Source organism: Robertmurraya siralis (genome assembly GCF_005502275.1).
Lineage (GTDB): Bacteria > Bacillota > Bacilli > Bacillales > Cytobacillaceae > Robertmurraya > Robertmurraya siralis.
The window spans coordinates 111,920-126,293 of sequence record NZ_SWLZ01000004.1 but is presented as its reverse complement, the minus strand read 5'-3'; the positions used below and the strand labels follow the sequence as shown (position 1 = coordinate 126,293).

At 37.6% G+C, this 14,374-nt stretch carries 11 protein-coding genes and 1 riboswitch; of the genes, 3 read left to right on the top strand and 8 right to left on the bottom strand.

Annotated features, from left to right (window positions below; translation table 11 throughout):
- Together FCJ93_RS07315 and FCJ93_RS07310 are read right to left on the bottom strand one after the other, a co-directional pair.
- Positions 1-1,479 carry a RecQ family ATP-dependent DNA helicase gene (locus FCJ93_RS07315; protein WP_137743222.1) on the bottom strand — a complete coding sequence of 493 codons (1,479 nt, stop codon included), beginning with the start codon at positions 1,477-1,479 and terminating at the stop codon, positions 1-3.
- A complete protein-coding gene (locus FCJ93_RS07310) occupies positions 1,469-2,530 on the bottom strand; it encodes a helix-turn-helix domain-containing protein (RefSeq protein WP_095306581.1) in 1,062 nt (353 codons plus the stop codon). Before FCJ93_RS07310 ends, FCJ93_RS07315 begins: the two co-directional genes overlap by 11 nt.
- Positions 2,531-2,822: 292 nt before the next feature.
- Between FCJ93_RS07310 and FCJ93_RS07305 the strand changes: the two genes are divergently transcribed.
- Positions 2,823-3,071 carry a ferredoxin gene (locus FCJ93_RS07305; protein WP_095306582.1) on the top strand — a complete coding sequence of 83 codons (249 nt, stop codon included), beginning with the start codon at positions 2,823-2,825 and terminating at the stop codon, positions 3,069-3,071.
- 573 nt (positions 3,072-3,644) lie between these two features.
- Here FCJ93_RS07305 and FCJ93_RS07300 read toward each other — a convergent pair.
- Positions 3,645-4,223 (bottom strand): ECF transporter S component, encoded by a 579-nt coding sequence (locus FCJ93_RS07300; protein ID WP_095306599.1) that lies wholly within the window; start codon positions 4,221-4,223, stop codon positions 3,645-3,647.
- Between the two features lie 351 nt (positions 4,224-4,574).
- Positions 4,575-4,757, bottom strand: a riboswitch (FMN riboswitch).
- Between the two features lie 184 nt (positions 4,758-4,941).
- Here FCJ93_RS07300 and FCJ93_RS07295 point away from each other — a divergent pair.
- On the top strand, positions 4,942-5,874 hold the full coding sequence (locus tag FCJ93_RS07295) for a manganese-dependent inorganic pyrophosphatase (protein WP_137743221.1): 933 nt from the start codon (positions 4,942-4,944) through the stop codon (positions 5,872-5,874).
- A 169-nt stretch (positions 5,875-6,043) separates the two neighbouring features.
- Entirely contained in the window at positions 6,044-7,618 is a 1,575-nt protein-coding gene (gene serA, locus FCJ93_RS07290; RefSeq protein ID WP_137743220.1) for a phosphoglycerate dehydrogenase, read from the top strand.
- A 44-nt stretch (positions 7,619-7,662) separates the two neighbouring features.
- On the opposite strand, the gene FCJ93_RS07285 is transcribed toward serA, so the two are convergent.
- From FCJ93_RS07285 to FCJ93_RS07265, 5 genes are all read right to left on the bottom strand, one after another.
- On the bottom strand, positions 7,663-8,685 hold the full coding sequence (locus FCJ93_RS07285; protein WP_137743219.1) for a M23 family metallopeptidase: 1,023 nt from the start codon (positions 8,683-8,685) through the stop codon (positions 7,663-7,665).
- 541 nt (positions 8,686-9,226) lie between these two features.
- Entirely contained in the window at positions 9,227-10,456 is a 1,230-nt protein-coding gene (locus FCJ93_RS07280) for a GerMN domain-containing protein (protein WP_095306603.1), read from the bottom strand.
- A complete protein-coding gene (gene sigX, locus FCJ93_RS07275; RefSeq protein WP_095306604.1) occupies positions 10,431-10,982 on the bottom strand; it encodes an RNA polymerase sigma factor SigX in 552 nt (183 codons plus the stop codon). The genes FCJ93_RS07280 and sigX overlap by 26 nt, the downstream gene beginning before the upstream one ends.
- 699 nt (positions 10,983-11,681) lie before the next feature.
- Positions 11,682-13,454, bottom strand: coding sequence for an ATP-binding protein (locus FCJ93_RS07270; protein WP_137743218.1), 1,773 nt, complete (start codon positions 13,452-13,454; stop codon positions 11,682-11,684).
- A complete protein-coding gene (locus tag FCJ93_RS07265) occupies positions 13,451-14,167 on the bottom strand; it encodes a response regulator transcription factor (protein WP_095306606.1) in 717 nt (238 codons plus the stop codon). Before FCJ93_RS07265 ends, FCJ93_RS07270 begins: the two co-directional genes overlap by 4 nt.
- Positions 14,168-14,374: the final 207 nt, after the last annotated feature.

Sequence of the window (14,374 nt, the reverse complement as noted above, 5' to 3'; positions counted from 1 at the left end):
TCACCCTTTTAATAAAATGCTGGATAAATAGGCTCTCCAATCAAATGAAAAAGACAAATTCGCCACATCTTCTTCCCTTTTTTGAAACAGATCTAAATCGATGCCACACACATCACAGCAATCCTTAATCGATATGTTCTTTGTTTCACTAAAATAATTCAAGATAATTTCTCTTCGGCAATGGCACGAGTGTACCCAATTCTTGATTTCCTCAATTTTTTTTCTTTTTAGCCTCGTTCTCTCTTCAACAAAGTGCTTGAACTGCTCCATTGAAGAGTCCAAAGAAACGGTGTTTTCAAGATTCTCAAAGAAATCGGTTATTAAGCGCCATTGAACATCATTTAACCCGACAAAGGTTCGCATTTCTTTTTCGCTACGTTTCCCCGATTTTAACCATTGGCGTACATATTCAATCTGAGTCTCGTTTGGAAGTTCATTTTCCACCAGATGATATGACAATGCCTCATCACCTGGTGAATATAGTAATATCGCTAAGCTTTTTTTTCCATCACGACCAGCACGACCAATTTCTTGTATATAAGATTCGATTTGCAGTGGCATATGATAGTGAATGACAAAGCGGACGTCTTCTTTATTTACACCCATACCGAACGCACTAGTTGCGCAGATTAAATCAAGTTGTCCATGGATAAATTGCTGTTGAATAAGAATTCGGCTTTCTTGATCCATGCCTCCATGGTAAGCCATAACTTTGTGAAAGCCCTCATCCTTTAATCGTTCAACTAGAGCTTCTGCCCTTTTGCGACTTGAAAAATAAATAATACCTGGCCCTTGAAGAAACGAAAGCAACTTTATCAGATGATGTTCTTTTTCCTCAGGAGCAGCCACTTTTTCTACCCTAATCGCAATATTGGGACGATCCATCGAAAAAATATGTTCATCCCAAGAAGATAATTTTAATACTTGTGCAATATCTGCAACCACTTCTTTCGTAGCTGTCGCTGTCAATGCTAACGTAAGTGGATTACCAAGCTGCTCTCTAATTGTTCCCAGCTTCATATAATCTGGACGAAAATCATATCCCCATTGTGAAATACAGTGGGCTTCGTCGATCACAAACAAAGAAATCGGCAACAATTGTAACCTCTGCTTTATTTCATCGAGGTTCAACATTTCAGGGGAAATGTAAATAAATTTATATTTTTCTAACTGGCGTAAAGCCTTGATTCTCTCTGCGCCTGTTAAAAATGAATTGAGCGCTATTACTCTTTTTTCACCTTGCATTTGCATTTGCTCGACCTGATCTTGCATGAGCGACAAAAGCGGTGAAATGATCACAACGATACCTGAAAGTACATATCCTGGAAACTGGTAGCACAATGACTTCCCTGTGCCAGTAGGTAAAACGGCAATGGTATTTTTCTTGTTTAGAACAGATAACACAACCTCTTTCTGTCCGGGCCGAAACGTAGAAAAGCGGAAATACTCCTGCAACTTTTTTTCTAGCTCAAATTTCATTATTTTCACCAAACCTGGTCAAAACTAATCGGATTTGAAAATAGGTTGCTTCTGGAACCAATTCACGAATCCGTCTTAATTGTTTAGAAGTTGCCTGTTTATGTGCAGCCATAATCTGTTCTATTATTTCCTTCCCTACAAAAGGTTCAATTTGAAATGTATGCATTTGAAGAGCAAGTTCAACAATATGATCCTGTATTGTACTAACTTTCAACTTTCTGATTTGAGCGATCTGTTCGAGTGAAAATCCTTTATTTAAGAGAGCCAACGTTTTCTTACTTGTATCTGTTAAAGGTAGAGCTGTTTCAATATCTGTTATAAGCGACGCTAAAAGCTTAAATTTCTTCGGTTCTTTTTGAACTCTAGACAAAATATAATGTAGCAATGCCTGAAATTGAAAATGATACAATGTTCGCTCTATTTTTAAATACTCACTTGCCTGTTTTTCCGTCAAACCAATTATCTCAAATCCAGTTAAGCGAATGACAAAAACACTTGGATCGATCTCGCGGCTATCTTCCAAAACATGAATAAGTTCTTTATATAGGCTATCACTAAGTTCTTTGCGATTGAATCGATTATTGATAAGATAATTTTTCAACCAATTGAGCAAAGGTTTCTTTCTCTGAATGGGAATATAATTTCGATCTTGATTAGCTAAATGTGAAGTTACTTGAACCAATAATGATATCCTCTGCCAAAAGATGTTAGCATATTGGAAGTCCCAACCATTCAAATAGGATAAAAACGGATAATTTTCAGACTCTCTTTTCATATACGCTAAACCATTGCTTGTGAGCTTATAATACTGATCATTTGTTGCAGTAACTAAATTTTTCCTTTCAAGCTCCTCAACGATCTCTTCAAATTGCTTTCTTGTTAGGAAATCACATGTTTTATAAAATTGTGCAATTTGGAAAAGATGAACATCTTGTATGGTCTGGGAAGATTTTTTTCCACATAGGAGATGATATAAAGAGTATATTGTTCTCTCGTCATTTATTTTATGTAAACAGAAAAGAACGACAAAATATATAAATGGAGTTGGCATCCTATCACCCTATTACTATATTTTGAAAAATAGTTCCTCATGGGAGAGCAACAACACGTTTTTAACGGTATTCTTTAATATCATAATTCGACGTGTTTCCCCATTTATTTTAACATGAAAACGTAAGTAAGGCTCCTATTCCGTTCCAAAACGTTGTTATGATAAGCATTCTCATTAATTTTATATTGAAATGTTACTCATACAGTTTTACAATAAAGAATGAGGGAATACGTTTCAGAAACTTTAATGAAATGTATGAAAATAAATGTTTAATTCATTGGGAGGTTTTTACATGGCAAAATATACAATTGTTGACAAAGAAACATGCATTGCATGTGGGGCTTGCGGAGCTGCTGCGCCAGATATTTACGATTATGATGATGAGGGTATCGCATTTGTAACGCTTGATGATAACGAAGGAATTGTTGAAATTCCAGATGTTTTAATAGACGATATGATGGATGCTTTTGAAGGCTGTCCAACTGATTCCATTAAAGTTGCAGACGAACCATTTGATGGAGATCCATTAAAGTTTGAATAGAAGTAAAGCAGCGCAGGGGCTTACTCGTCGTCGTTACTAGCTAGAAGGGACTGTCTTTCCGATATAGGAAGCCTGAATAGCGACAGCTGTTCTTGATTGACTAATCGTAGGCAGTGAATGTCTAAAGTTTGTTAGGCTTTGGCTACTTGCGCCAGTTATAGATACACGTTTCGAAAGGGTGCTCTTCAACTAAGCACTCGATAATTTCCGAATCAAAAGAACGGATTGTCAACAAAAGGTAGTGAGAAGCCCTTCTCGCTACCTTTTGTCATTTTTTTGTTTCGGAATGGTGGGAAAAAGGCTGATTTCCGCTTTTCGGGGGCGGGCGGTGAGCCTCCTCGTCGCTGAAGCTCCCGTGAGGTCTCATCAGTCCCAGCTAAATCCCCCAGAAGTCAAGTGCCGCCCGCGAAAAAGCGGCCACCCCGAGTGGAAATCTAACCACATGGATATTCTATCTATATTTAAAATAAAATAGGCCGTAGGCAAACTCGAAATCTCGAGTTTGCCTACGGCCTGAAACTCCTCTCACAAAAAGAGAGGACTTTTTCTTTTAGAGACATTTGTTATTCCTATTTATATTCGATATGCTCTCTGTTTTCCAATCCAAGTGTTCATTCTAGTGAAGAGAAGCATAAAGACGATTGATATTAAAATCCCTTTAACAATATTGAACGGAAGTATACCGGCGACAATCATTTGCCTTGTTTCCTCACCGGACATGGCCGGGAACCCCATAAACATTGTATAAGCTGGAAGGATAATAAAATAATTTAAGACGCTCATGACAACAGCCATCAATATCGTTCCAACAATTAATGCGTAGGTCATACCTTTTTTCGTTTTTAATTTTTCATAAATATAGTATGTTGGAATGACGAACAGAACTCCTGCCACGAAATTCGAAAAATGACCTACAGGAATACCTGTGTCACTGCTTGTCAAAATATAATCCAACACATTTTTAAATAATTCAACCAGTACCCCAGCAACTGGTCCAAAAATTAATGCAGCGATTAAAGCAGGAATATCACTAAAATCGACCATTAGAAATTTTGGAAAAGGTGGTAATGGGAAGTTTAGAAGCATCAGAACAAATCCAATACTGCTTAACATTCCGATTGAAACTAAAACTTTGATGTCGTACTTCTTCATTTTCCTCTCTCCTTTTAAGGATCCATCTCTCCTAAAGAAGAAAGGTTCAGCCTTACTAAGCTATGCCCATTGATAAGGAACAGCAAGATGCTCACAACCTAGTTGAATCCATTTCTCAATAAATAAAGTGAAAAAATGCACAATCAATTCGTTCTTCTGGATGATAAAATGCAGTTTTTTCATCGAACAATGGATTAATGCTCGATTTTATCACATTATTTCGAAATGGCCAGATGTTTTAAATCCTGAATATTCCCTCCAAAAACAACTCCCCCAAGTTTTTACTTGAGGGAGAATAAAACGGCACGCTTAATAAACATTCAAACTAGCAAATTTGAACGCTTGCAGAACCTCCATCTTCTCCCATCCAGACTATACTGTCGGCTTTGGAATTGCACCAAATCCTGCCAAAGCATTTCGTTAAGCTCAAGAAGAAACTTCTTAAATTCACTTATGCTTATGATTGGCTCGCGGGCTCAGAGACTAACACTCATTACCGCCGGTCGGGAATTGCACCCTGCCCCGAAGATAGACCAATATTTAATTACACCATTATTATAGCGCACTTAAGCGACTTTGTGAAGAAGTTAACCTTATGCTCGATATTTTTTGTTATTTTCACCGATTTTATGGTAAATTATAATAGTAATTTCATAAAAAGATAGGCATTTTATCGCCTCAGAAAAAACCATAAACATTTATATAGAAGGAGATAAAAATGGATAAAATACTTATTTTCGGTCACAAAAATCCAGATACGGATACCATTTGCTCAAGCATTGCATATTCTTATTTAAAAAATCAACTTGGTTTGAATACCGAGCCTATCCGCTTAGGTGAGATTAACGGAGAAACTGAGTTCGCTCTAAAAACATTTGAGCAAAAAGTACCACGATTTGTTCAAGCCGTATCAGCAGAAGCTAGCAATGTGATTTTAGTTGATCATAACGAGCGCCAACAAAGTGCAGATGACATTAATGATGTTCGTGTTTTAGAAGTTATTGATCACCACAGAATAGCTAATTTCGAAACTAGTGAACCGCTCTACTATCGAGCTGAACCGGTCGGCTGTACGGCGACGATTCTTAAGAAACTGTTTAAAGAAAATAATGTAGAAATTGAAAAAAATATAGCCGGGCTAATGCTTTCGGCAATCATTTCCGATTCTTTGTTATTTAAGTCGCCTACATGCACGAATGAGGACATTCAAGCTGCGCAGGAACTGGCTCAAATAGCAGGTGTAGATCCAGAAAAATATGGTTTAGACATGCTTAAGGCTGGTGCTGATTTAAGCAAAAAGTCAGTTGAACAGCTGATCTCCCTTGATGCAAAAGAGTTCCAAATGGGGAATAGCAAAGTTGAAGTTGCTCAGGTTAATACTGTGGATATCGAAGATGTTCTCTCTAGACAAACCGAAATTGAATCGGCTCTGGAAGCTGTCATCACTGATAAGGAGTTAGACTTATTTGTCTTTGTCATCACAGACATATTAAATAGTGATTCTACCGCTATTGCTCTTGGTCGCTCAGCTGATGCTGTCGAAGAGGCTTACGGTGTGAAATTGGAGAATCATACCGCCTTATTAAAAGGGGTTGTATCCCGTAAAAAACAAATTGTCCCTGTTTTAACGGATGTGTTTAACAAAAGATAAATAACATAAAAAAGAGTCGTAGGTGCTAATGCCTACGATTTTTACTAATTTATGACACCACTTTCAAGAAAGCGTTTTCTTCAGATAACGAACATTAATTCTACATTGACATATTAATATTCGTTTTGTAAAATAATCAGAAAATTGATAATTAGTAGGAGATGTTCAAATGTATCGAGTTTTAGTAGCCGATGCGATTAATGCAGAAGGCTTGCAGCCATTATTAGATTATGCTGATGCTCAAGTAATTGAAAAAAAAGTAACAGACACAGAAGTTAATTTGAAGGAAATTGATGCCATTCTTGTAAGAAGTGCGACGAAGGTAACCGAAGAGCTCCTTGAAAAAATGCCTCAATTAAAAATTATTGCACGAGCGGGAGTCGGAGTTGATAATATAGATGTTAACGCTGCTACAAAGCGAGGGATTATTGTTGTCAACGCACCAGATGGAAATACTATTTCAACCGCAGAGCATACGTTTGCAATGATGGCTTCTCTATTGCGCAATATTCCTCAGGCGCACGCATCTGTTAAAAATTTGGAATGGAAAAGAAATGCATTCGTTGGAAACGAACTTCATGGGAAGGCATTGGGAATTGTTGGATTAGGCAGAATTGGAGCAGAAATAGCAAAACGCGCGAAAGTATTTGGAATGACAGTCCTTGTTTTTGATCCGTTTCTAACAAAAGAAAGAGCAACTAGTCTCAATGTACAGAGCTGTACTCTTGATGAAGTCCTTGAACAGGCAGATATCATCACTGTCCACACCCCTCTTACTAAAGAAACGAAAGGCCTGATTAATGAAACCGCAATGAAAAAAACAAAAAAAGGTGTCTATTTTCTTAATTGCGCCCGCGGTGGCATTATCGATGAGCAAGCATTAGCTGTCTATATCGGAAACGGCCATGTTGCTGGTGCAGCCTTAGATGTTTTTGAAGAGGAGCCACCAGGAGAACATCCACTCTTGAAATTTGATAATGTCATTGTGACACCACATTTAGGCGCTTCTACGAAAGAAGCCCAATTAAACGTAGCCACACAAGTCGCTAAAGAAGTAAGAACCTATTTTGAAGATCGTCCAGTTACAAACTCCATTAATCTTCCAGCGATGTCCAAGGATATTTATGAAAAAATTCGACCGTTTCACCATTTATCAAAGCAGCTTGGCTCGATCTTATCACAATGTGTAAAAGAAGGTATCGATGAGTTATCTATCAATTACTCAGGTAGCGTTACTGAACTCGAAACCTCCTATTTAACAAAAGCTCTAATATCTGGTTTCTTCAAAAACCGTATAGACGTACATGTCAATGAAGTAAATGCCCTGCTCACCGCAAAGGAGCGAGGCATTACAGTTGGAGAGAAAATTTCAACCAATTCGTTTGGTTATGCAAATTGTATTACTGTTACAGCCAAAGTAGAGAATAGACAATTTTCATTAAGAGGGACTTATATTGATCATTATGGGCCGCGAATCGTTCATATGAATGATTTTAATATTGATTTCCATCCCGAAGGAAATTTATTATACATTCAACATATGGATCGACCTGGTGTCATTGGCCGCGTCGGTAAAATATTAGGTGATCACGCTATCAATATTGCAACTATGCAAGTGGGTCGAAAAGAAATAGGCGGAGAAGCTATTATGGTGCTGTCCTTTGACAAACCACTGGACTCGACTGCTCTCCAATTACTATCTGAACTAGACGATATCGTCTTAATGAATCAAATTACTCTCTAATCTTATTAATGTTTATCGATCGGAGGAAAAACTCCTCCGATTGTTTATTGCTGCTTAATCGTTAAAATTTGCTGTGGCTGTATTATTTCGCTGCTTAAATGATTGATTTCCATCAGCTCTTCAACTGATAAATTAGCTTCTTCTGCGATACTAGTTAATGAATCCCCGGGTTTAACAATATATTGTTCTTCAGAGAGATCTTCAATAATTAATTTTTGTTCTGGAAGGATTACGTCATTTGCTAATTGGTTCGATTCCATAATCGTAACAACGGACGAATCGTATTTTTCGGCTAATTCCCATAAAGTATCTCCACTTTGAACGATGTGAATAATATCCTTGGTTGCCTCCTCTTCACTTTCTTTGTTACTCGCACTTTCTACCTCATCCTTTAAATCTTTTTCCTCACTAACTAATAATTGATAATCGTCAGTAGGTAGATATTTTGCTATATTTTCTTTAAAAGCTACACCTGCTTCCTCTACATCGCTCGTGTCCTCCATCACTCCTGCAACCTGAACATGATCTTTTTGCTGTACCATTGCTTGAACTGTTTCTCCTATACCCACGTCCCCAAGAATGACTACAGGGTTGAGCGAGTTCTCTTTATTAACAGTCCATTCCTTTTTATGTATTTCGAAATGTAAATGTACTCCAGAAGAACGACCCGTACTGCCCATTTCTCCAATTATATCTCCTTGTTTAACACTCTGACCTTCGTTTACTTTTCGTTTACTAAGATGGGCATAAACGGTTTCAAAATTATTTGGGTGTTTTACAAATACGACATGACCATATGAACTTGAATAATAGGATCTGCTAACAGTTCCTTCATCTACTACATAAATCGGTGTTCCTAATCCTCCAGCTATATCAATCCCTTTATGATGTCCACTCCGTGTTCCATATGTATCGGTTACAATCCCATCTGCCGGCCACATCCAATGTGACGCTGCTTCCTCTATATCAATTGTCTCTGCTTGAATATTTTTTCCTCCTATAAATAACAGGCTTATAAAAAACGCCATAATCCCAGCAATTAACAAACGCTTTGCAAAGTCTCTCATTAGAATCCTCCTTAATTTGAGCTTTTCCCTACACGATATGACAGCTTGTACGTTGTTAGAACTACTAATTAAGCGGAGTAAAATGAAAAACCTGTCAAATCCTCTCCTCGCTTTGTAAAATTTCTTTTTAGAAAGACATTTGTTATTATTTGGATAGTTTTCGTTTTTTTATACAAAAAATTATTGATTTACGGCTTAATTACAACAAAAGGTTGTCAAAAGACTGTTTCTTCAAAACTAAGTTAATCTTTTTAGCAGGCACAAAGTATACAAGCTTGCATACACCAAATCATAGTGACAGATTAACGCATCTAATGTAAAAGGTCCGTTTAATATCTCAGTTCCAGTCTACTTGAACAATGTTTATTCAAAGAAAAACAAGTGGGCCATTAGCCCACTTGTTAAATTTAGCAGGGCACTTTCAAATAGTACCCGACCCCACTTATCAATTTGTCATTTTCGGCGCAAGACAGACATTTTCAGCCAAAATAATGAGAAGTCTTAACGGAACGGAGGCAAAAAGACCAGCCTTCTAGAAATCTCAATTTAACAATTCCCTTTTATTAGGAGCAATCGGCACATTCATTTCCTCATTAAAGACAAATTTTCCGATTTTATCAAGCTTACTATACTCAATTTTTACTTTGTTATAATTAAACTCTTTCGCTGTTAGTAAAATTGCTTCAATTGTCTGAAGGATTGTTCTTGTGCTAGTCATATCAGATTCTTCATTTAGCTGTAGGGTTAACATCCCCTTCTCTCCGTGTATTTCTTCTATATCAATATCTTGAGGGATCGACGCACTTAACTGATGAGTATCAACATTTTCCTTCATCGCATTTAAGGCCGATTCAATATTAGTAAATGATTCCCCATACGGAACTAAATAAGGGACTTCTGGATTCACATTTGAATAGTAAAAATAGTAAGCATAATTTCCATCATCTGAAAGATCTAATCCAGAGAGTTCTCCTTCATTGCCCAATTCAATTCCTGGTTGATTATCTGTATATAATTCAATTCCCTTTAACCCTAAAGATTTCGCAGTTTTCTTAATAACAGATGTAAAAGCGATTTCGTTTGCAGAACCTTGATAAGTTTGACCACTTGGAACATTTACCTTTAAAATATTATCATTGATGACCGATAGTTCTACATTTTTTAATGGGAACGTCTCCGCAAGTCCCCATTCCTTTTCATGCAACTTTGCCATTGTCTCTGTGTACTGCTCAAAAAGAGACTTCCCCTTCTCCTTTTGTATGAGCACAGTTATAGGTACGATAATTTGATTCTGCTCATCTGGTATCGCAAAAGTAAGCGCATTTTCTTCCGCACCATCTACATCTTCAGCATATACGGCTGTGTACTCTTGATTAAGGTCAATGGTTGAAGAAGTCACTCTTTCTTCAGCAGCGTCATCACTAGTAGGGGTATCCTGATTTTCCTCAACAGCATTTTCATAGGCAATACCTGCACCCTCATCTTTGATTATATTCATCTCTGATCGTTCAGCTTGCTCAGTCGCATTTCCACTCTCCGCTGATTGCTCAGAGGAAGAATTTTCACCTAAAAGGTTGGGAGAAAGTACTGCTATTATTAAAACCACTGCAGCAGTAGCAACAGAAGGGATGATCCAGGAGCGTTGCTTTTTCTTACTCAATCTAAGCGAAATGTTTTGATATATATCACGAGGATCGCGATTGTCTTCAATCTTTGGCATTTCCCGTAGTAATTTCTCAAGCTGTTCATCGCTCCACTCTGATTTTCTCACTTGTTGTCCCCTCCTTTGCCATTCTTTCTTCCATTTCTTTTTTCAATACTTTTAAGGCACGATGTTGAGTTGTTTTAACCTTGCTTTCTGTCCAACCTAAAGCTTCTGCTGTTTCAATAATGGTCAATTCTTGAATATAACGCAATATGATAACCATCCTTTGATCAACTGTACAATGGTCTAAACATTGATATATCAATGAAATTTCCTCATTTTGCAGAGCAATTTCTTCAGGGATCGGACTATCATCTTTAATCTGGCCTGTAGTCCAATCAAACTTTTCAGCAATTTTCTGTCGCCAGCCTTTTTGCTTTCGGAAATAATCAATTGCTACATTTCTGGCAATTGAAAACAGCCATGTTTTTTCACTACTCTTCCCCTCAAAGCGGTCGTACGATTTTAGTACTCTTATATATACTTCTTGAACAAGATCTTCAGCTTGTTCCCTATTTTTCACCATATAAAAAATAAATTGAAAAACGTCATGATGATATTTTGAATACAGCTCATCAAAAACGGAGTCCATTGGTTTCCCTCCCCGTTCAACCAATTAGTCGTTATATTATCCACAAAAGTTACACTCATATTGTCGAAATTTTTGTATCTATGATTGTCCAAATTATTTATGTCGAACACCCAAGGACACTTCCAAAATTTCTCTTCTTTAAAGAAATACACTAATATCACTAATATAGTATTTTTCAATAAAAAAAGGAAGAAGTTTTGTAAAACTCCTCCCTTTTTTTAAAAGATGGTGATGAGCTATGATTCCATATATTTCTGTTCAATTACTTGCCTTCGCTCTTCGTATCTCCTTTATCTCAGTCGCCGTCCTTCCAGTTTGTACGGAGATGAGCAAGCCGCTTCCGCTTTTCTTTGTCCAGCTTCAGCGGCTATCTCCTAGCAAACTTCAGCCCACCTCCCTACGATAAGTCAAACTCGATTCGCTTTCGCTCATCGGTTTTCCTTTATCTCAGTCGCTGTCCTTCCAATTTGTACGGAGATGAGCAAGCCGCTTCCGCTTTTCTTTGTCCAGCTTCAGCGGCTATCTCCTAGCAAACTTCAGCCCACCTCCCTACGATAAGTCAAACTCGATTCGCTTTCGCTCATCGGTTTTCCTTTATCTCAGTCGCTGTCCTTCCAGTTTGTACGGAGATGAGCAAGCCGCTTCCGCTTTTCGATGTTCCTTGTGTATCAAGATGAGTCGGCAGTTTTCTTGTTGTTCTTATAAATTTCGAGGGATGAAAAAGGAAAATGTCGTTCCATGTCCATCTTTACTATGAACGGAAATATGTCCTTTATGACTCTCAACAATATTTTTGGCGATAGCAAGTCCTAACCCTGTTCCAGAACGGCCTCTTGTCCTTGCTTTGTCCCCTTTATAAAAGCGCTCAAAAACAAAGGGAAGGTCCTCTTCGAGAATGCCTTTGCCAGAATTAAATACTTCAATATGAAGCCCCTTATCTTCCATTTTTCCCGAAACAACAATGATGCCATTATCTTCTGTATGTCTGATCGCATTATCAATTAAATTAGTCAAAACCTGTTCAATTCGATCTCCATCAAAATAATAAGTGGTCTCTAAATTATGGAAATCGCCTTTTAAATGAATTCCCTTTTCCTTCGCCAACCCATGGAACTTTCGAATAATTCGTTCCATATAGGGTTTCACTTCTATTAAACTAATATCAAGCTGTATGTGTCCTGCCTCCATTCGAGCAAGATCCAGTAATTCATTTACAAGACGGCCCATTCTTAATGATTCATCATAAATTACTCTTGCCATTTCCATCTTTTCCTCTTCAGATTCCGCAATTCCATCAACAATCGCTTCACTGTAGCCTTGCATCATCGAAATCGGCGTCCGCAATTCATGAGAAACGTTGGCAATAAAATCTTGACGCAGTTTATCGAGTTGACGTTCCTCGGTCATATCGCGAACGACTGCGACAGCACCACGAATGAAAGTATTATTATATAAAGGACTTACAATAATGACCCAAAACCTTCCTTGAACAGAGATTTCACCGACTTGTTCTTGTTCAGTATTAACCGCAAGCTTGAAAAGTTCCATCACTTCATAAGGAACTTCTTCCGCACTTCTTGATTTTCCATCCTGCTCAAAGTACCAGTCCTGCAAAAACCTTTCAGCAGGAGGGTTCGTAATCAAAATTGTACCGTCACGATTAAATGTAATAACTCCATCGACCATACTGCTAAGGATGCTGGAAAGCTGCTCCTTCTCTTGACTGAGAGCATTAAGATTAAATTTTAACTGCCTTCCCATTTGATTAAAAGCAGTCGCTAACTCCCCGATTTCATCATTTGTTAAAATCGGTACCTTTGTGTCAAACTTTCCTCTTGCAATTTCGAAAGCTGCCTCCTTCATTTTTCGCAGAGGAGCATTAATTCTTGTTGCTAAGAAAAATGCAAAAATGGTTGTCAAAATAATAGCCACTCCAGCAGCAAGTAAAATAAATTTTTTTGTTGAATTGGATGTCTCTTCCATCACCGTTAAAGATTGCATGATAAAAACCGCACCCTGATCTTTTCCTATCATGTTGATCGGTGTACCGATGATTAATAAGCGTGAATCCTCATCATAATTTGCCACTGGATAATTGGCCATTTTTTTAACTGTCTTGCTTTCAGTAAAAACATTCATTAACTCAGGATCTGTTAAAAAGTAAGTCACTGGTAATCCGAAGTTTTCATCCATCGTAGGCGAAGAAAACGACTCTTGTTCATCAAAAATAATCATCGCCTCTGTCTTATCATCGAGAAGCTCCCAAGCCAATTGAAGTCCGATACTTTCATCCTGTTCTTCCAAAAAATGCGAAATACGTGTAGCTGTTTTTTGAAGGTTGCTCTCCGTCTCATTAATATGATAGTTTTCAAAGAATTCTAGCAGCATCACTGTTAAAATAAACAGGACAAATATAACAAGAAAAAGAATGGTAAACCAGAGCTTACCAACAACACTGCGCCAAAACATCATTCATTGACAACCTCAAACTTATAACCTACACCCCAAACTGTCACAATCATACTGGCAGCGTCCTCTGAAACTTTATTCAGCTTTTCACGTAATCGTTTAACATGCGTATCAACCGTTCGCAAATCTCCGAAGAATTCATAATGCCATACTTCCTTTAAGAGCTGTTCCCGATCAAATACTTTATCTGGAGACTTTGCCAAGAAATAAAGAAGTTCATATTCCTTGGGTGTTAGACTAACTTCTTTGCCTTCTGCCAATACTCGATGAGCATCATTATCAATTGTCAGACTAGGAAAAACAATGACATCTTTTGTTGTTGTTTCCGTTTGTAAATACGACGTACTTGATGACCTCCTTAGCAAAGCTTTCACGCGGAGTACTACCTCACGAGGGCTGAATGGCTTTACAATATAATCATCTGTACCCACTTCAAACCCTTGGACACGATTCACTTCTTCTCCTTTGGCAGTGAGCATAATAACTGGAGTAGCTTTCTTTTCTCTTAACTCTCGGCATACCTCAATTCCATCTTTTCCCGGCATCATTAAATCGAGCAAAATCACATCATAATCATTGGCAATCGCTTTTGCTAATGCCTCATTGCCGTCTTCAGCTTCATCAATTAAATAATCTTCTCTTTCTAAATACATTTTTAAAAGACGTCTAATTCTTTCTTCATCATCGACAACTAAAATTCTTACTTCTTTATCCATAATCGCTCCCCCTAACATATCAATTTTTAATACTTCCATTACAAATTCTAAAAAAGTGTTACGGACTTATCCTTCATTATAAACGATTGACTAAAAGTTAGACACTAATGTATATATGTTAAAACACAAGCCCAGCCTTGATTAAAAGCGCTCACATCTTGTTTTGAAAAATGCCTCCACAAAAAGTGAAGGCAATATATAAATTTC